The 18,096-nt window shown below is 59.5% G+C and carries 13 protein-coding genes; 8 read left to right on the forward strand and 5 right to left on the reverse strand.

The genetic code is table 11. The annotated features are described in order from the left end of the window. The first annotated feature begins 2 nt into the window (after positions 1-2). The 4 genes from NA78x_RS03505 (at position 3) to NA78x_RS03520 (ending at position 7,750) form a co-directional block, all read left to right on the forward strand. The gene (locus tag NA78x_RS03505; protein ID WP_425617033.1) at positions 3-1,832 is read left to right on the forward strand and encodes a hypothetical protein; all 1,830 of its coding nucleotides are present in this window, start codon (positions 3-5) and stop codon (positions 1,830-1,832) included. A 361-nt stretch (positions 1,833-2,193) separates the two neighbouring features. After that, positions 2,194-2,985, forward strand: a complete 792-nt coding sequence (gene kdsB, locus NA78x_RS03510) for a 3-deoxy-manno-octulosonate cytidylyltransferase (RefSeq protein WP_425617034.1) — start codon at positions 2,194-2,196, stop codon at positions 2,983-2,985. Between the two features lie 235 nt (positions 2,986-3,220). After that, positions 3,221-6,811, forward strand: a complete 3,591-nt coding sequence (locus NA78x_RS03515) for a protein kinase domain-containing protein (RefSeq protein WP_425617035.1) — start codon at positions 3,221-3,223, stop codon at positions 6,809-6,811. Between the two features lie 153 nt (positions 6,812-6,964). Continuing rightward, a complete protein-coding gene (locus tag NA78x_RS03520) occupies positions 6,965-7,750 on the forward strand; it encodes a ThuA domain-containing protein (RefSeq protein WP_425617036.1) in 786 nt (261 codons plus the stop codon). A gap of 19 nt (positions 7,751-7,769) precedes the next feature. On the opposite strand, the gene epmB is transcribed toward NA78x_RS03520, so the two are convergent. After that, positions 7,770-8,822, reverse strand: a complete 1,053-nt coding sequence (epmB, locus tag NA78x_RS03525) for an EF-P beta-lysylation protein EpmB (RefSeq protein ID WP_425617037.1) — start codon at positions 8,820-8,822, stop codon at positions 7,770-7,772. 49 nt (positions 8,823-8,871) lie between these two features. Between epmB and efp the strand changes: the two genes are divergently transcribed. Together efp and epmA are read left to right on the forward strand one after the other, a co-directional pair. Beyond that, a complete protein-coding gene (gene efp, locus NA78x_RS03530) occupies positions 8,872-9,441 on the forward strand; it encodes an elongation factor P (protein ID WP_425617038.1) in 570 nt (189 codons plus the stop codon). 103 nt (positions 9,442-9,544) lie between these two features. Further along, entirely contained in the window at positions 9,545-10,531 is a 987-nt protein-coding gene (gene epmA / locus NA78x_RS03535) for an EF-P lysine aminoacylase EpmA (protein WP_425617039.1), read from the forward strand. 23 nt (positions 10,532-10,554) lie between these two features. Here the strand turns inward: epmA and NA78x_RS03540 are convergent, their stop codons facing one another. The 4 genes from NA78x_RS03540 to NA78x_RS03555 form a co-directional block, all read right to left on the reverse strand. Continuing rightward, entirely contained in the window at positions 10,555-11,106 is a 552-nt protein-coding gene (locus NA78x_RS03540) for a prolyl hydroxylase family protein (protein ID WP_425617040.1), read from the reverse strand. An 89-nt stretch (positions 11,107-11,195) separates the two neighbouring features. Continuing rightward, positions 11,196-11,792 (reverse strand): DUF6940 family protein, encoded by a 597-nt coding sequence (locus tag NA78x_RS03545; protein WP_425617041.1) that lies wholly within the window; start codon positions 11,790-11,792, stop codon positions 11,196-11,198. Then, positions 11,789-12,379 carry a DUF2007 domain-containing protein gene (locus NA78x_RS03550; protein ID WP_425617042.1) on the reverse strand — a complete coding sequence of 197 codons (591 nt, stop codon included), beginning with the start codon at positions 12,377-12,379 and terminating at the stop codon, positions 11,789-11,791. Before NA78x_RS03550 ends, NA78x_RS03545 begins: the two co-directional genes overlap by 4 nt. A gap of 88 nt (positions 12,380-12,467) precedes the next feature. Then, a complete protein-coding gene (locus NA78x_RS03555; RefSeq protein WP_425617043.1) occupies positions 12,468-13,022 on the reverse strand; it encodes a hypothetical protein in 555 nt (184 codons plus the stop codon). A 287-nt stretch (positions 13,023-13,309) separates the two neighbouring features. On the opposite strand from NA78x_RS03555, the gene NA78x_RS03560 reads away from it, so the two are divergent. Both NA78x_RS03560 and NA78x_RS03565 read left to right on the forward strand, forming a co-directional pair. Beyond that, positions 13,310-14,539: a metallophosphoesterase family protein gene (locus NA78x_RS03560; RefSeq protein WP_425617044.1), complete on the forward strand. Its 1,230-nt coding sequence runs from the start codon at positions 13,310-13,312 to the stop codon at positions 14,537-14,539. After that, positions 14,536-18,045, forward strand: a complete 3,510-nt coding sequence (locus NA78x_RS03565; RefSeq protein ID WP_425617045.1) for an AAA family ATPase — start codon at positions 14,536-14,538, stop codon at positions 18,043-18,045. The genes NA78x_RS03560 and NA78x_RS03565 overlap by 4 nt, the downstream gene beginning before the upstream one ends. The last annotated feature ends 51 nt before the right edge of the window (positions 18,046-18,096 follow it).

Consider the following 18,096-nt stretch of genomic DNA (forward strand, 5'->3'; position numbering starts at 1 on the left):
CGGTGCCTTACCTGCAGTCAGCATTGATCGGCGCCATCGGGCCGGACTACACCCTGCAGTGGGTGTTGTTCGCGGGGCTGTCGGTCTGGACTGTGCTGCTGCTGGTGATGATGTGGACGCAGTGGGGCCAGGCACGTCCGCTGGTGAAGTGCGTGGCGCTCTCCGTATTCGCGCATCTGTTACTCGGCCTGTTCATGTGGGGAACGCGCGTTCTCTCGATGCTGCCGCCTGGCGATTCACTCTCCGGAACTGTGCAGGTTCGCCTCGTCGAAGACGATCTGGGGGACGAGAACTTGGTTCCTTGGAACGTCGCCGAAGAAGATCCCAGCGACAAGCCCAAAGAAATCAACGCGCCGCCCCTGTTGCCCGCACCTCCCGTTGAAGCAGCGAAGCCTACCGAGCAAGAAGCTCCGCCGCCCGAGCCCAAGCCAGCCGAACCAGCGCCTCAGCAGTTGGCCCAGGAAACACCGCCCCCGGCAGCGCCCGAGTTGCCAATGACTCCCACCGCTGACGAAGCGGCCCAGCCCCCGGACAATGCGCTGCGCCAACCGATGGATCTGGCCCAGAATCAACTGCGAGATCCACCGCCGGCAGAACAATCGCCCGAAACGCCCCGGATGCTCGAAGATCCGCTGCAACCGGCGCGGCAGTACATTCCCGTGGCTCAGCCGGCGGCAATTCCCCGCCGCGCTGCGGACGGTGAAACCGTCGCCGCTCAGTTGCAACTGCGCATGCGAGCCGACCGCTTCGAAATTGCCAAGCGATATGGGGCGACTCCCGATAGCGAACGAGCCGTGCGCACGGCTCTCACCTGGCTCGTTGCCAATCAACACGCCGATGGTCGCTGGCTGGCCGCTGCTCACGGCGCTGGTCGCGAAACCCGCGCTCTCGGGCAAGATCGTCAGGGAGCCGGTCAAAAAGCGGATACGGGCATCACAGGTCTCGCCCTGCTTGCCTTTCTCGCCGCTGGGCAAACGCATCTCGAGGGTGAACATCGCGAGACCATTCAGCACGGCCTGGAGTTTCTGCTCGCCAGCCAGGCTCAGAACGGCAGCCTGTCGGGCGAAGCCGAATTGTTCGCCGCCATGTACTGCCACGGCATCGCGTCTCTGGCTCTCACCGAAGCTTACGCGCTCACCGGCGATCGCCGACTGCACGCCGCCGTTCAAGCTGCGATCAATTACACGCTCGAAGCCCAGCACGTCGGCGGTGGCTGGCGCTATCAGCCTCATGATGCCGGCGACCTGAGCCAATTCGGCTGGCAACTGATGGCCCTGAAGTCGGCCGAAATGGGCGGCATGCCCATCCCCGACGCGACCCGTGTGCGGATGATTCGCTTCCTCCGCTCGGTCTCTGCCGGTCGCTACAAAGGGCTCGCCAGTTATCGCCCCGGCGAAGCAGCGACCCGCCCCATGACCGCCGAAGCTCTCGCCTGCCGCTTCTTTCTGGATGTCGAAAATAGTCCCGAGACCGTGGAAGAAGCAGCGGCCTTCATCAGCCAGGAGTTGCCACGCGGCGACCGCATCAATTTGTACTACTGGTACTACGGCACGCTGGCCCTGTTTCAAAAACAGGATGCCGACTGGGTGCGTTGGAATAACGCCCTGCAAGCCGAACTGCTGCCGCGACAACGGGGCGATGGCCAGTACCTGGGCAGTTGGGACCCCGATCAAGTCTGGGGCGGCTACGGCGGCCGCGTCTATAGCACGGCTCTCGCCTGCCTGTGTCTCGAAGCTTCGTACCGCTACTTGCCCGTGTATGCCGACCCCGCCGGTATCGATCGATTGACCGAAGCACCCGGCTCGCCGTTCTCTCCGGCGCGACCGCGGTAGCTCTTTCTTTCTGAGATGGAAGCTTCCGCGCCATGCTGCCGAGTCGACGTAAGTCTAATCGGGTGGAAATGGTGGGTGTTCACAAACGGGTGGGGTTTGTGAACACGAAGGCGCGCCGCAGCCGAGAGATACTGCAGGTCGCGTTCACAAACCATCCCGGATTGTGAAAGAACTTTTCCCCAACGACTTGGCCCAAGCGAAGACTTACGGCGATTCGAAAGTTTTGTTCTGCGCACGGTTTGACAAAGAATCACGCGTCGAACAGATTTCAGTTCCTCGCGTGCGAGGCAAACGCCCCGTTGGGTTGAAGATGGTTTGCTGGCGACAAGCGAGTCAGCAGAACCAAGGAGGAGTCTCGTCGATGACGAATCAGATCATGGAACCGAATCGAATGCCTCAACCGCTACAAGCTGCGATCGTGATTCCGGCCCGGTTGCAGTCGACGCGTCTGCCACGGAAGTTGCTGCTCGCCGAAACCGGCAAGCCGGTCATTCAGCACACGTATGAAGCCGCGTCGAAGGCCACCAAACCGCAAAACATCTGCGTCGCCGCCGATAGTGAAGAGATTGCCGAGGTGGTGCGCGGCTTTGGCGGCAACGTGCTGTTGACCGATCCGAATCACGCCAGCGGCAGCGATCGCGTCGCCGAAGTGGCGCGCCGCTGGACCGAGATTGATATCATTGTCAATGTGCAGGGCGATGAGCCGGAAATCTCCGCCGCCGCCATTGATCAAGTGATTGAATTGCTTGAGCGAGATCCTGCCGCGGTGATGTCGACGCTGGCCACGCCAATCCGCAGCAAAGAAAAACTGTTTGACCCGGCCTGTGTGAAAGTCGTCTTCGATCAGCACCAACGGGCCCTCTACTTCAGCCGTTCGGTCATTCCGCACGCGAGGACCTGGAGCGACGAGTTGCTCACTGCCGAGCCACCGCATTTTTATCAGCACATTGGTCTGTATGCGTATCGCCGCGAATTTCTGCTGGAGATTTCGCGTCTGCCTCGCCCAGCCATGGAGCAACTCGAAAGCCTGGAGCAGCTCCGGGTTTTACACGCCGGTCAGACCATCCTCGTCGGCACGATTGACGAGCCCAGCATCGGCATCGATACCCCCGCTGATTACCGAGAATTTGTAGCGAGGTTCGCTCGCGCGTAAGGGTGGTATCGACCTCGGCGGGCAGTCGTAGCGATTCTGCGGGTGGTTCGCTTTCTAGTAAAAATTCACCGCTAGTACTGGCCGGTGTTGTCGGTGTTACACCCCGTAGATTCTCGCTGACGAGCGCAATTTATGAGCCACATTAGTAGTGTGCTATCTCGATTGCTGACGGGCGGACGGCAGTGATGCGCGCGGTTGCGCTCGCTTGTCTCGCCCGGAAAGGAAGCCTTGCGCCGTGCCAGCCGTCTTACGAAAAGCGAGTGAACCCATTCCTGGCTACAAGCTGGTCCAGCGCGTCGGCGCTGGTGGCTATGGCGAGGTCTGGACCGCTGAAGCTCCCGGCGGGCTCATCAAGGCGATCAAGTTTGTCTACGGCTTGCTGGACGAAGACCGCGGCTCGCGCGAAATGAAAGCGCTGCAGCGCATCAAGGGTGTGCGGCATCCGTTCTTGCTCTCGATCGAACGCATCGAAATCATCGATAGCCAGCTGATCTTCGTCACCGAATTGGCAGACGCTAGTTTGAAGGATCGTTTCGATCAGTGCCGCAAAGAAGGTCGCCCGGGCATTCCTCGCGACGAGTTGCTGCAGCATTTGCGCGATACGGCCGACGCGCTCGACTACATGAGCGAGCATCACACGTTGCAACACTTGGACGTGAAGCCCGAAAACTTGCTCCTCGTTGGTGGTCGCGTAAAGGTTGCCGACTTCGGCCTGGTAAAAGATCTTCACGAAGCGGCCGCCTCGATGATGGGCGGTCTCACGCCCATCTATGCTCCGCCGGAAGTCTTCGAAGGCCGACCGACAAAATACAGCGATCAATACAGCCTGGCGATTGTCTACCAAGAGATGCTCAGCGGCGTGTTGCCATTTCCGGGCAAGACGGCCGCGCAACTCGCCGCCCAGCACTTGAACGCCAAGCCACGCATGGCAGCGTTGCCGGAAGCCGATCAGCAAGTGATCGGTCGCAGCCTGTCGAAGAATCCGCTCGAACGGTTTGCCAACTGCCGCGAGATGGTAGCGGCGCTCAACAAAGCCACGCAGCAGATTGTCGCTGCGCGCATGACGCATGCTCGCGGAGAACTGGCCAACGAACTGGGCCGACATATTACGCAAGGGGCAACACAGGCGAACTCACAGCCGGGAGTCATCCAGCCCGCCGCGAATCAACCGGCCGCAGCACCAACTCCCGAAGCCCCGCTGCCGCCGATGTCGTACGCGACGGAAGCTTCGCGCTCGCCCGAGCACATGCTTGCGAGTCTCGAAGAGGCTTCGCAGCAGGCCGATTCGCTGGTCGAAGATAACCGCCTGGTCTCGTCCGAAGATGACCTGTGCGTCAATCTCACGCAGCGGTTGCAAACCATCGATGCGCCGCCGCCGGAATTCGATACGCTCAACTGGACGCCCCAACCGACGCTGCTGGTGGGCATCGGCGGCTTAGGTGGCAAAGTCCTCAATCGCTTGAAGATGGTGTTTGCCGAAAATCCGCTCGGAGCACCGGTGCAGTCGCTGGTGTTCGACACCGATCGACGCGAAGCGCTCGAGAGTTGCCAATCGTCGTCGGGCACGACCTATCGGCCGGAAGACTTGATTCACTTGCCCCTGCGCCGCAGCAGCGATTACCGCGACGACTCGCGCCGCATGCTCGAATGGCTCGGTCGGCGTTGGCTCTACAATATCCCTCGCTCGCAGCAGACCGAAGGCTTGCGACCACTCGGCCGACTGGCGATGGTCGATCACTCGGCAGGGATCTGGAAGGCGCTGCGCAATTCGCTGCAGCTGCTCGCGCGACCCATTTCCGGTAGCGATCAGCCTCAAGTTCCTCGCGTCGTCATCGTTGCCGGCACAGGCGGTGGCACCGGCGGCGGCATGGTGATTGATATCGTCGTCGGGCTGCAACAGTTGTTCGACGAACTCAACCTCACCACTAGCGACCTGAGCGTCGTGCTGGCTCATACCACGCCCCGCACGGCGACCGGTGTGCAACTGGCAACGGCCAATACTTGTGCCTTGCTGGCCGAATGGCAGCATCAGCTGCGTAAGGGAGCACAGTTCCCTGGTGACCCGGCCTGCGGTTTGAAGCCACGGACGATTGAGCGCTCACCTCGGACCCGCATCATTCACTTGGGTGATGAACTTTCGAACGACGATTTCGATGCTTCCTGCGATTCATTGGCCGATCTGGTCGCGCTCGATGTGGCAACTCCCGTCGATAACTTCTTCCGTGTTACTGCCGAACAGGCCCGCGCGAAAGTAAACGAAGCCGAGCAGGCTCAGTTCCGCACGGCCGGTATTGTCCGTGTGGGCTTCACGCGCGACGATTTGGCAGCGCGCGAAGTTCGCCGACTGTGCTTTTCACTCGTACAGCGTTGGCTAGGCAAACCCAAGGCACCGGAATCAATTCGCACATCGACTGCCGTTCGTTCCAGCAACATACTCTCGGGTCGCCAATCGCAGTCGAATAGCGAAGGGCGGATGAAGGATGCCTTCCTCGAACTGCAAGCGCAGAAGCAAGCCAGTTCGTGGGGCCTCGATACAGAGACGCTAGTCAAACAATTGATGGATCTCGCCGGCAGCCAACTGGGTGGTAACCCGGAAAGCTTCTTTCAAGAGTTGACGCAAACGCTGGCCAAGGAAGCGGGAGCCGCTTCACCGGTTGCGCGTTGGCTGGCCACGACCACCGAACTGTTTGGACCACGCACAGCTGAAGCTGTCGCGCCTGGACAAGGGACCGGCGTTCCGGCGCTCGTCCAAGCGACCGATGCGGCGCTCAAGGAACGGATCGGCACACTCGCCGCCTCGTTCAAGACCTGGCTCTTTGCCTACCTGGATGATCCTGAGCAACGGCTGTACGCCGCGCAGAAATCTCTTAACTGGTTTCAAGGACATTGCCGCGCGATGCTCGATCAGCTGCGCGACCTGCGGCGCCGCCTTGCCCAGGAAACAGGCACGCTCGAACAGTACCTGGTCGCATTGCCGGCCGACTGGAAGAAGGCTCGCGCCAGTGTGAAGAAGGCTCAAGGCCCCGAGCCCGAAACTGCCTTCTTGCAATTCTGTCGCTATCGCTTGCAAGACTTTGGTGCGCAACTGGCCGGCAAGATCGTGCAAGCCTTGCAGGGTTCGCTGAGTGGCTGTGGCGACTTGCTGGTCGACACGCATCGCGAACTGCAGTTCTTCGCTTCGGTGTTCGACGATGGCGAAGAATCGGGCACACCGGCCGCTACTCCAGCGCTGCTCGGTCAGCTACGCAAACTGGTTTCCGAACAACTGCGCGTATCCAATGCCGAACAAGCGATGGTGCTCGATGAGCAGCTGACCACTTCGATGCTCTTGCCCGCCGGCGGCCTGCTCGCGGCACTGATCGGCGCCGGAGATGGCCGCACGAAGTTACTGGCTCAACTCGAACGGGACAGCCGCGCGCTGGTGCTCAAACAACTGGAATCACTCGACATCGCCGCTGTCCTGGCTGAAGGGGCCGCCATCGATCCTCAACTTGCAGCCGACTGGCGCACGTTGGTCGAGCAAGCGCAACCTCGCTGGAAGGGGACTGCAGCCGAACGTCGGTTCCTATGCGTGCTGCCTGAGCGATCGCAAGCTTCTCGCGATCCGCAACTGTGGCAGAAGAGTCTGCAGTCCACTTCGTTTAAACAACTGCCGGGCCTCGTGGATGCTCCTGGTGCCGACTTGCTGCTGTGCTTTGATGTCGGACCACTCACCGTCAACGATATCCTCGCACAGTTGCTGGTCGAGAATCCCAATCTGGGTGAAGTCGCCGGTCGGCTGCACACCCGCGCCGATGTCTCGTGGCCGGAAATCGTTCCCAGCTAACATCGCTAGAAGAGCTAGCGACGCTGTCGCCGCGTGTGACTACTAAACTTTCACCACCTTGCGTGCGCTGGTGGGAGCGATCACCATTTGATCCTGCGGACAGCTGAGCTGGTCTGCCGAACTCTTCTTTCCTCGCATACCCAGGAGACACGGATGGCTGCCTCTCCGCTGCGCGTTACGATCTGGAACGAGTACCTTCACGAACTGACGGTCGACCAAGTTCGCAAGATCTACCCTAACGGCTTGCATACGGTGATTGCCGATGCGCTCGAAACTCGTCTGGGCAATGGCGTCGAGGTACGGATTGCCACGCTCAACGAGCCCGACCACGGCCTGACCTATGCGGCGCTCGCAGAAACCGACGTGCTGCTGTGGTGGGGACATGCCGCGCACGAGCGCGTCGAGGATGAAGTCGTGCAGCGGGTGCATGATCGTGTGCTGCATGGCATGGGACTCGTCGCACTGCATTCCGCACACGCGTCGAAGATCTTTCGCCGCCTGATGGGTACCAGCTGCATGCTGCGCTGGCGCGAGGCAGCCGAGAAAGAACGGGTCTGGGTCATCGATCCCGGACATCCCGTAGTCAGTGGCCTGCGCGATGAATGGTTCGAGTTGCCGCAGAGCGAAATGTATGGCGAGCACTTCGATATTCCCTCGCCCGACGAACTGTTTCTGCTCAGCTGGTTCGAAGGGGGCGAGGTCTTTCGCAGCGGTTGTGCCTGGCGACGTGGAAAAGGGAAAGTCATTTACCTGAGTCCCGGCCACGATACCTTTCCGATTTATCACAACTCGAATATTCAGTTGCTGATTGCCAACGCCGTGCAATACGCGGCCCCGACTGGCTGCCTCTATCTCGGCCAAGGCCGCAACATCGTTCCCTCACTCAGCCCCATCGCCGCCAAACATCAGGTCGACGAATGCCTGCACAAGGTGAAGTGATTTTCCTAACTCCAGCAGTTCACGCGAGAACGCGCTTGTGCGGTTCGCCAGCAATCTCTTGAACGTAGCGCGGCACGGCGTAGCCGGGAAGTTGTTCACGCATGTCAGCGATCAGTTGCAGGCCACGTTTCACCGGCACTTCGAAGTGGGCAGCACCGGCGACGCGATCGAGTTGGTGCAGGTAGTAGGGCATCACGCGCAGATCGACCAGCCGGCGAGAGAGATCGACCAACGCCGCCGCGGAGTCGTTCACCCCGCGCAGTAGCACGGATTGATTCAGCAGCGGAACGCCCGCGTCAACGAGACGGGCCAGCGCATGGGCCACGCTGTCATCAATTTCTTGCGCATGGTTCGCATGCACCACGATCAGCGGCGCGAGTCGCGTTCCGCGCAGCCAGGCGAGTAACTCGCTGGTGACTCGCTCGGGGATGATGATTGGCAGGCGAGTGTGAATGCGAAGGCGCTTCAGGTGGGGAATCGCAGCGAGACGATCGGCCAGTTCGGCAAGCGTGGAATCCACAAGTGTCAGGGGATCGCCACCGGAGAGTAGGACCTCGTCGATCGATTCGTCGGCGCGAATCAGGTCGAGCGCCGGTTCCCAGTCGTCGACCGACTTCGGCGCGGTCGAGTAAGGGTAATGTCGCCGGAAGCAGTAGCGGCAATGAATCGCACACGCGCCGGTGGTGATGAGCAGGGCTCGACTTTGATACTTCTGAATCAGCCCCGCTGACTTGGTTGCCGCGCTGTCTCCGACGGCATCGGCCGCAAAGCCTGGCACCTCGTTCAGTTCATCACCCAGCGGCAGAACTTGCCGCAGCAGCGGGTCGTCCAACTTTCCAGCTGCCATGCGGCCGATGTAGCCCCACGGCGCGAACAACGGAAAGGCCTTGGCGGCCGCTTCAGCCTGCGGCAGGAGCGATTCCGGAAGGTCAAGCAAGGCCAGCAGTTGCGCCGGCTCGCGCACGGCCGTTTTGAGGGCTGTTTTCCAGTCATGCGGTACCGCCAGTCGCCCAGGCATTGGGCGGGGGGAAGTGGCGCAGGCAATCGGGTTGTCAGCCGCTACAATTTCCATTCTCACACCATAATCCCCAGTATCCAGTTAGCGTAGCAGGGTCACGAACGTGGCGACGTATAAAACGAGCGATTTCAAAAAAGGCATCAAGGTCCAGATCGATGGCGAGCCTTACCTGATGGCGGAAATGAACTTCCGCAAGCCGGGTAAGGGGAACGCTCTGTACGAATGCAAGTTGAAGAACCTCATTCGTGGCACCACCTTGCAGCGCGTCTTCAAGGGTGGCGATACCCTGGAAGCGGCCGACGTCGAAGAAATCGAAGTGCAGTACCTGTATCGCCAGGGCGATACTTGGGTGTTCATGGATGCGACCAGCTTCGAGCAGTACGAACTCGACAAGGACAAGGTCGACGATGCCTGGAAGTATTTGAAGGACGGCATGACCTGCACGATGATGCTTTTCAATGAAAAGCCCGTCAGCATGACACCGCCCGCGCACGTCGAATTGAAGGTCGAATACTGCGATCCAGGTGCTCGTGGCGATACGGCCACCAACGTCACCAAGCCCGTCAAGCTGGAGACTGGTGCCGAAATCGCTGCTCCGCTCTTCATCAACATCGGCAACGTACTGCGAATCGATACCCGCAGTGGTGAATACATCGAACGCGTTTCGACGTAGCATTCACCTTTTGCATTCTCGCCCCCGGCCCTGTGCCGGGGGTTTGTTGGCTTTTGCACTAGCCATCCGTTGAACCCGTGCCGCGGGGACTTCTGGCCAGACGATGTCGAGCGACTTTCTCCCTTCTTGTTCTTTAGAAATGCTCCATCAGCGGGCTGAGTTGCTGCGGCGGTTACGCCGGTTTTTTGATGCGCATGGGTTCATTGAGGTGGAGACGCCGACGCTTTCGCGCGACTCGGTGATCGACGAGCATCTCGATCCGCTGCGGGTCACGCTGTTCAAGGATGCGCGCGAGCCCGACGTTGGAGAAGTGCATTACTTGCAAACGTCCCCCGAGTTCGGCATGAAGCGTTTGCTGGCGGCTGGTGCGGCGGCCGTCTATCAGGTCACGCGAGCGTATCGCGGCGGCGAAGTCGGTCCGCTGCATAACCCCGAGTTCACGATGCTCGAGTGGTATCGCGCCGGCGATGACTACGCAGCGGGAAGGCGATTACTTAGTGACTTGGTGAGTGCGGCCATCGGCTGCGAAGATGCCGAGCAACTTACGTTTCGAGAAGCCTTTCAGCGACATGCCAATATCGATCCCTTCACCGCGGATGTTCCGAAACTGCGAAGCGCACTAGCAACCAACGGAAAAGAAGTAGCTGACGAGGAGCAAGACCGCGCGGTCCTGCTCGATCGAGTACTGACCGAACTGGTCGAAGCGAAACTGGGCGAAGAGCGACCAACGATCCTGTACGATTACCCAGCCGATCAATCGGCGCTCGCGCAAGTTCGCCCAGCCGATAGCAAAGGCAATCCAGCGGTCGCCGAACGCTTCGAGTTGTATCTGAGCGGGGTTGAACTGGCCAACGGCTACCACGAGTTGCTTGACCCCGCAGTATTGCTTGAGCGCAATCGTGCGAACAATCAAAAGCGAGTCGCTGCGGGCAAGTACACGCTGCCCGCAGAGAGCCGCCTCGTTGCCGCGATGCAGCATGGCCTGCCTGCCTGCTCAGGCTGTGCCCTCGGCGTCGATCGCCTGTTGATGGTCGCCACGGGCGCGACCACCATTCAGGAAGTGCTCGCCTTTCCTGCTGATCGAGCGTGAGGATTGAGTTTCGCGTACCGCAATCACTTCGTCTGCGAATACATGACGTCGGTACGCAGCACATACTTGCGACCGCGATGCACCGGTTGCCCCTTGTGTCGAATCTGATGCACAAAGAACAGGGCCAAGCCGGTTTCGGGAACCACGGTGATTCCTTCGAACGATGTTTGTCCGCCAAGGAAGTCGTCGTTGAGATAAATCATAAATGTTAGCTTGCTTCGTTCACCGTTCGGCCGTTCATAAGCACCGTCGTAGTGCCAGTCGAACTGTTGGCCGATGTCGTAGCGGTAGTAACGAAATCGCTCATTAATTCCGCCCGCCGTCGCATCGCCCAAGCGGTGCGGCACATAGTCAGTAACTCGCTTCCACAGATCCGCCGCGAGAAGGGGACTGTCGATCATCACACGCTCGTTATTGCGCACGTCCTTGCGAATCTCGGGGCCGAAGGAAGAGTTAATCGGCGCATCGGCAAAGCCATGCGATTCGGCCAGTTCGATTGCCATCGCGCATTCTTCAGCCGTGAAGAACTCCTTAACGGTAAAGATCTCACTGTTGATCCAGTTGTAGTCAGGCATCATCGCACCACGGAGAAATTGGCCCCTTGAACTCCGTCAACGACACACTTCACATCAAGTTGGTTCGGCAAGATTGCCGGGCCACTGGCTTACCCAACTCGGTACGGATCGTACCGGTAGTACTTCGGCCGATTGTCGAGGCGAACGTGCAGCCACGAAACACCCGCGCCGGCAGTGCTCAGCCAAACGGGGTCAGCGCTGAGACGACCATCGAGTGCTTCGCCGACACGCTGCCAAAGGAGGTCTTGTTGTTCGGCCGGAGCAGCGCGTACGAAGGTCCCGAGATGCGAATAGGCTCGATCCGGACCAACGGGGCAAGGCACGACCAGGATCGCATTCCGTCCCAAGTTGGCAAAGGTCACGACGGTGTCGTTAGCACCTGCGGTGTCAAAGTGTTCGGCGAACGAATGGCGATCGGGGTGGGGCGCGAGGTCGGGACTATCGATGGCCACGAACTCAAACACTCGTTGCACACTTGAGGTCGTCAACGAGGGTGTTTCCCAGCGATACGAGGCGTAGGGAACATCGGCCAGCAGTTGATTAAAGAAGCTGCGAAACGCTTCATCGCTCCGCCAGGCTTGAATCAATTGCTCGTATGTCGCTGGCGCTGACTGAAACAACAACTCGTACTTCAACCCGCGATAGGCACTCAGTTCCCGCGAGTTGGCCGTCCAGACTCCGTTCATAGCTCCGGTCCATAGATCAAGCTGCGGAGCCAAATCAATGTCGCTGCGGCAGCAAGAAAAAACATCGGCACGTTGAAGCCGATCGCCCAGTAGAGCTTGCGGCGAACGGCGGGACGAATCGGATCGTCGGCTTGCCACACGCTCAGCAGCAGCCAAGTGGCATAGAACTGTAGCGGCGGAAACATAAAGCCGAACAGGGCAGCGCGATAGGCTCGTTCGGCATCCTGTTCGCGAGCATTCAAGGTCGGTTCAGAATCGTCTTCGTCAGTGCCCGGTTTGGGCTCCGCAGCCGCCTGATCGTCTGCATCCTCATCGCGTGCATGGGTTGCTGTGGCAGGGGCGTCTTCCTCATCGCCATGCTGCAGTTGTTGCTCCACGGCATCGAGCGCTTCCGCAGCACGCTCGAAATCTTCTTCGGCCACTTGCAGCTTGATACCGCCGATAGCATTGGTGAGATGCCAGACCATGGTGGTGGCGTACTCGTCGGCAAGAACGCAACGAATGCCCGCAGCTTCCAGCTGGTTTTTCACCAGGTGGGCCTGCATGGCATTCTGATAAACCTCGAGAGTAACGAGTCGGCCGAGCATGCGGAGGAAAATCCAGAGAGTAGTGCGGCCGGTATTGACTGCTCTCCCGATTCTAATTGTTGCTCGGCCCGCGTGTTGTTACTGGTGACTAATTGGGACGTGGGCTGCTAAGAAACTCGTTGACCGATTTTGGCTTGGAGTCCGGCGTCTTGCCGCCACCCCAGCCAGGGAACCACGAGCGGTTTGTACCGGGAGCGGTGCCAGGCTTCGAAGCACGGGCATTGGCGTGCTGGTTAAACAGACTGTTCGAGCCCGTCACGCTTTGTTCTTGCACTTCCGGTTGGCCATCATTGAACGGATTGAGGAAGTCAGCCGTTTGAGCCGCGGCCTTCTTGGTCCCCTTGGTCACCTTTTGCCAGGTGGAAGGTTGTTGTGGCTTTTGATACGAGCTGTTCGAGGTTTTGCCGGCAGAACCGGGCAATAGTTTGAACGGGTTAATGCCGTCTGGCACGAGGGGCTTATCGCTGACGCGACCCGTCGCGGGACCGCTCTTGCCGGCAAAGGGGTTCAGGTTCGGCATCTTCCAACCGCCGCTGGTTGGCGCTTGGCCAAAAGCGGGAGTTGCAATCAGACCACAAACGAGAGTCACGCTCGCGAGCGAGATCGCCCAGCGAGATCGCTGAAACAGGAACGTCGACAACATGAGCAGGGCCTCCCAGGCAACTGATTTTCTACGAATGGTCCGCGTGATCATTCCCCGCTGTTTCACCGATCGGTGAGCGGGAATGAGACACGGGCTGGGACCATCGCAAAAGTATTTCGCCGAGTCCAGAGCAGTTTCGGAGCACTTTGCGCGTCGTCGAAAAATCTCAACCCCTTAGTACGCTACTCACCCAGGCAAGCATGCTGGTAGGAAATTCGCCAGTTGCTAAGATACTGGACAGATGATTAGTCCCTCCCCATCCACTCGCAATCGCGATGAGCCTGCCGATGCGTTTTCTGCATGCTGCTGATATCCACCTCGATAGCCCTCTGCGAGGACTCGATCAGTACGAAGGTGCCCCGGTCGATGTACTGCGCGGCGCTACGCGCAAGGCATTTCAAGCACTCGTCCAGCTGGCGATTGCCGAGCGCGTCGATTTTGTGATTCTCGCGGGCGATCTGTATGACGGCGATTGGCCCGACTACAACTCGGGGTTGTTCTTCGTCAGTGGTATGCGCGAACTGGAGAAGGCCAAGATTCCGGTGCTGCTGATTCGCGGCAATCACGATGCCGAGAGCCGCACAACTCACTATCTCACGCTTCCCGACAACGTCCATTCGTTTGCCACGTCCGAACCCAGCACCAAGAAGCTGGACGAACTGCGCGTCGCCTTGCATGGCCAGGGTTTTGCAAAGCAAGCCGAAACTCGCAATTTGGCAGCCAACTATCCTGCGCCGGTTTCGGGCTACTTCAACATTGGCATCTTGCACACGGCCCTCGACGGGCGCGAAGGGCACGCGAACTATGCTCCCTGCACGGTCGGCGAACTGATCGCGCGCGACTATGACTACTGGGCGCTAGGACACATTCATCAGCGCGAATCGGTCAACGGTACGCAGCGACCAAGGATCGAGTTTCCCGGCAATGTGCAGGGCCGACATGCACGCGAAACGGGAGCTAAAGGCTGTCTGCTCGTGACTGTCGATGGAGCGCGAGTCACCACCGAGTTCCGCCCGCTCGATGTTGTTCGCTGGCAAGTCCTAGTCGTCGATGGAGCCGATGCAGAGTCAGCCGCCGATCTACTCGCCATCGTGCGCGCTGCCGTCTCGGCGGCCCAGGACGAAGCCGAAGGACGTCCACTGGCAGTTCGTCTTGTGCTCACTTGCCCTGACGCGCTGCGGCACCGAGTCGCAGCCGATGCCGATCAGTTTCGCGCGGAACTTGCAGCGCAGTTTGGCAAGGATGTATGGATCGAGAAGATCAAGTGGAAGCAATTGCCATCTACAGCGGCGAGTTCTCCCATACTCAGTGAGGACGCGGCTAGCGAACTACGCACGGTACTGGCCGAAATTCAAGCCGACCCGGAGGCCGCGTGGGAAGATTTTGCGGCCGGTGAATGCGAAAAATTGCTCAAGAGCTTGCCAGCAAATTTGCGAAATGTGGCAAAGGAATCGTGGAACGACATCGTCGCGCGAGCGGCCGTGCTGTTGCAAGCTTCGGCGGAGGACCAATCGTGAAGTTCGTCAGCGTAAACTTTCGCTCCTTTGGTCCGTTCGAAGATCGGACGCTCGACTTTACCGGCAATGGCGGCCTACATGTGATCTTCGGCGCCAACGAAGCAGGGAAGAGTTCCGCGCTGCGCGGCTTGTATGCGCTGTTGTTTGGGTGGGGCAAAACGACGGCTGACGACTATCACTTTAAAACAACTCAGTTCCGCGTGCAGGCATCCCTGCAGAGCTCAGCTGGCGAGTTACTTGACTGCGTCCGGCGAAAAGGCCTTAAAGCTACACTTCTGACGCCCGATGAGAAGCAGGAAATCACCGACACTTTGTGGGCGAAGTTCTTAGGCAGCTTGCAGCAGTCGCAATTCGAACAACTCTTTGGGTTGGATTCCGAACGGCTGGTCGCTGGTGGTCGTCAAATTGCTGACGGAAAGGGTGACCTGGGCGAAGCCTTGTTCGCCGCAGGCGCGGGTTTGGCGGGCCTGCGCAAGTTGGCCGAATCGCTGCAACAGCGCCAGAACAGCTTGTATAAGTCGGCGGGTAAGAATCAACCGATCGCCGTGTCGCTGCGCGAGTATCGAGATCAGGTAGCGGCCATTCGAGATAACTCGTTGTTGCCCGAAAAGTATGCCGCCGCCGTCGAACAAGGTCAAGCGGCCGAAAAGCAGGCGCAGACTTTGCGTGAGGAGCGCGAGCGAGTTCGTCGCGAGCAACTGCTGCTCGATCGCTATCAGCAAGCCTTGCTTGTGATCGACTTGTATCGGGCCGCGCGCGAGCGGTTGGCGGTCGTTGCCAAAGCCCCGTTGTTGCCCGCGGACTTTGAACAGCAACTGCAGGCGGTGCGCGAAAAACGAGGTGCCTCGCAGGCGAAGTTGCAGGATTTGCAATCCAGGTACGACGAACTGAAAAAACAGCAGCAGGCCGAGGATCTGCCGACGGGCGTCTTGGACGAAGAGAGCGAAATCGATGAACTGAAAAAACTCGTGGGGGCCGAAGTGAAGGCCCGCGAAGAAGAGTTCAAAGCCGATACCCGCCGCCGCCAGTTGGACGGCGAGGCCCGCGATATCTTTCGCGAGCTCACCAATACGACCAACTGGGACCAGATGCTCGGCCTCCAGCCGCGACTCGAAGATGAGAACCGCATTCGCGATCTGGCTGCCGATGCCAAGGCCGTGGCGCAGGGTGTGACGAATGCCGAAACGAAGCTGGAGCAAACTCGCGAGGCCTTGAGCATTGCTGCAGGTAAGCAGCGTTCATTGGCTCCCCACGTTGATCCCACGCCACTCGTGGCGCTAACGGAATCGATCCTCGCCCGCGGTCCATTGGAAGAGAAGCTACGCGAACTGCAGACAAAACTCACTGCCGACGAACAGCGGCTTGCCAGCGAGTTCAGCCGCTTGCAACCCGCCGCGCCCGGTGACTGGAAGAGTGCCGCGACAGTGTCTGTGCCGGCCAGTGAACTGATCGCGGAGTTCGTGAAACGCCGCGCTGCTGCCGAGAACGGACTTGCTAAAACCCGAAGCGACCTAACCGAGATTGAGCGGGACTTGCTCGCCGAGCAAGGCAGGCTTGCTGCTTCGACGGGCACACAAGCTTTGCCCTCGTTGGCTGAGTTGCACGACGTTCGGCAAGTTCGCGATGGTGGATTGCAACTCATTCGTCGGCGTCTAAGTGCTCAGGCCGACGAAACAGCGGAACACCAATTCACAGCGGAGCATGCCCCCGGCCGGTCGTTGATCGATACGACCGAGATCGTCGTTCACCAGGCTGATTCGCTTGCCGATCGCTTGCGTACCGAGGCCGAACACATTGCGAATTGTCAGGCTCTGCAACAAAAGCTCGATTCGCTGCAAGCTCGCCGACAAACTGCGACCGCAGCTCTGCAAACGGCGGACGCGGAGTCCGCGAAGCTGGAAAAAGATTGGCAAGCGGCGTGGCAGGCAGCGGGCATCGCGCCGCAATCTCCGCCCGTCATGCAAGCCTGGCTTGGTACCTGGCAACGGCTCGTTGAACGCCTCGCCGCCTGGCAGGAAGGCCAGCAGGCGGTAGCAGCGGTCCAACGAGAAATTGTCTCGCTACAAACGCAACTCGCCGCGGCTTGTCCCGCAACCAAGTCGGTCGCCACGCTGTCCGCGGCCCTCTCACTTGCTGGTCAAGTGACCAAAGAGGCGGCCGCGCAGCGAGCCAATGCTGCCAAGTTGGAAGAGGACGTACAGAGGCTCCAGTTGGAAACCGCTAAAGCCGATAGCGAACTGCAAGCTGCGCAAGCGAAACAGAAAAAGTGGAAAGAAGCCTGGTCGGCGGCCATTGTTGTGCTCGGATTGCAAGATGGCGAAATTTCGGTCACCACGGCTCATGAGTATCTCAAACGAATCGCCGAGATGCAGGACAAGATGAAAGAGGCTCGCATCAAAGCGGCTCGCATCAAAGAGATTACTGAAGATAGGGCCACGCTCCTGCAGCGAATCTCGGCCGTGCGGCAACGGCTGAACAAAGCCGCCAAGCCAACAACGGCCGAATCTCTGGACGAGGACTTTCGCCAGCTGGAAGAATCACTCAAGGTCGCGCGGGTTCGCCGCACGCAGTTCGAAGACCGCAGCAGGCAGCTGCAAAAACAGCAAGCCGAACTGGCCACCACAACCGATGCCTTTCGGCAGGCCGAAGCCGCGCTCGGAGCGCTCGCCGCGCAGGTGGATGTCACTTCCAGCGAGCAGATTACGCCCGCAGTCCAAAGCGCCAAGGAAAGACTGGTGGCAGAAAAGGAAGTTCGCGAGCACGAGCAAGTGCTCCTCAAGAGTGCGCGGGGCCAAGGATTAGACGACTTCATCGCCGCGGCGGTTACCGCCCGCGAAAACCTCGATGAGCGGATCACCACTCTCGCGCGGCGAGCCCAGGAACTCGATCCCGAAATTGCGCAAGCCGAAGCTGCCGCGCTGCAAGCGAATCTGGTGTTGAAAGACTACTTGAAGGCTTCGGATGCCGCTGCGGAAGCCAAGCAAAAGTCAGAACTGGTCGCCTCTCGTTTGGAAGAGCAGGTGCTGGAGTTTGCGGCATTGCAACTGGCCAATATCGCTTTGGAACGAGCCAAGGAACGGTATCGAGCGCGGCATCAAGACACCATGCTCAGCCGGGCTGGCGAGTTTTTTCGCATGCTCACCGATGAGAAGTTCGCCACGCTTGAGATCTTTAATGAAGAGGGGCAAGACGTGCTCAAGGCAGTTCGTCCCGAAGGGCACGCCAATCCTCAGGTTCCCATTAGCGGCCTCTCGGAAGGTACGCGCGATCAGCTGTTTCTGGCCTTGCGCCTCGCTGGCATCGAGCAGCACTTACAAAACCGCGAACCTGTGCCGCTCATCATCGACGACGTGTTGATGACTTTCGACGACGCCCGGGCAAGTGCCACGCTCAAGTGCCTGGCCGAACTCTCGCAAAAGACCCAGGTCCTTCTCTTCACCCACCATCAGCATGTTGCCGACCTCGCGAAGGCCGTTCATCCAGGGACGAAGTTGCACACGCTCTAACGTCTTCTCAGTCAGTAGCGTGAGCGCCCGGAGCGTATTCACTTTCTCTTT

Source organism: Anatilimnocola aquadivae, from assembly GCF_049819085.1.
GTDB lineage: Bacteria > Planctomycetota > Planctomycetia > Pirellulales > Pirellulaceae > Anatilimnocola.

Excerpts from the sequence above, each read along its gene's own strand:
- NA78x_RS03555 (WP_425617043.1), bottom strand. The coding sequence starts at position 13,022 with ATGTTGTCGACGTTCCTGTTTCAGCGATCTCGCTGGGCGATCTCGCTC.
- NA78x_RS03540 (WP_425617040.1), bottom strand. The coding sequence starts at position 11,106 with ATGCCTGACTACAACTGGATCAACAGTGAGATCTTTACCGTTAAGGAG.
- NA78x_RS03550 (WP_425617042.1), bottom strand. The coding sequence starts at position 12,379 with ATGCTCGGCCGACTCGTTACTCTCGAGGTTTATCAGAATGCCATGCAG.
- NA78x_RS03560 (WP_425617044.1), top strand. The coding sequence starts at position 13,310 with ATGCGTTTTCTGCATGCTGCTGATATCCACCTCGATAGCCCTCTGCGA.
- epmA (WP_425617039.1), top strand. The coding sequence starts at position 9,545 with ATGTCGAGCGACTTTCTCCCTTCTTGTTCTTTAGAAATGCTCCATCAG.
- NA78x_RS03520 (WP_425617036.1), top strand. The coding sequence starts at position 6,965 with ATGGCTGCCTCTCCGCTGCGCGTTACGATCTGGAACGAGTACCTTCAC.
- epmB (WP_425617037.1), bottom strand. The coding sequence starts at position 8,822 with ATGGAAATTGTAGCGGCTGACAACCCGATTGCCTGCGCCACTTCCCCC.
- kdsB (WP_425617034.1), top strand. The coding sequence starts at position 2,194 with ATGACGAATCAGATCATGGAACCGAATCGAATGCCTCAACCGCTACAA.
- NA78x_RS03545 (WP_425617041.1), bottom strand. The coding sequence starts at position 11,792 with ATGAACGGAGTCTGGACGGCCAACTCGCGGGAACTGAGTGCCTATCGC.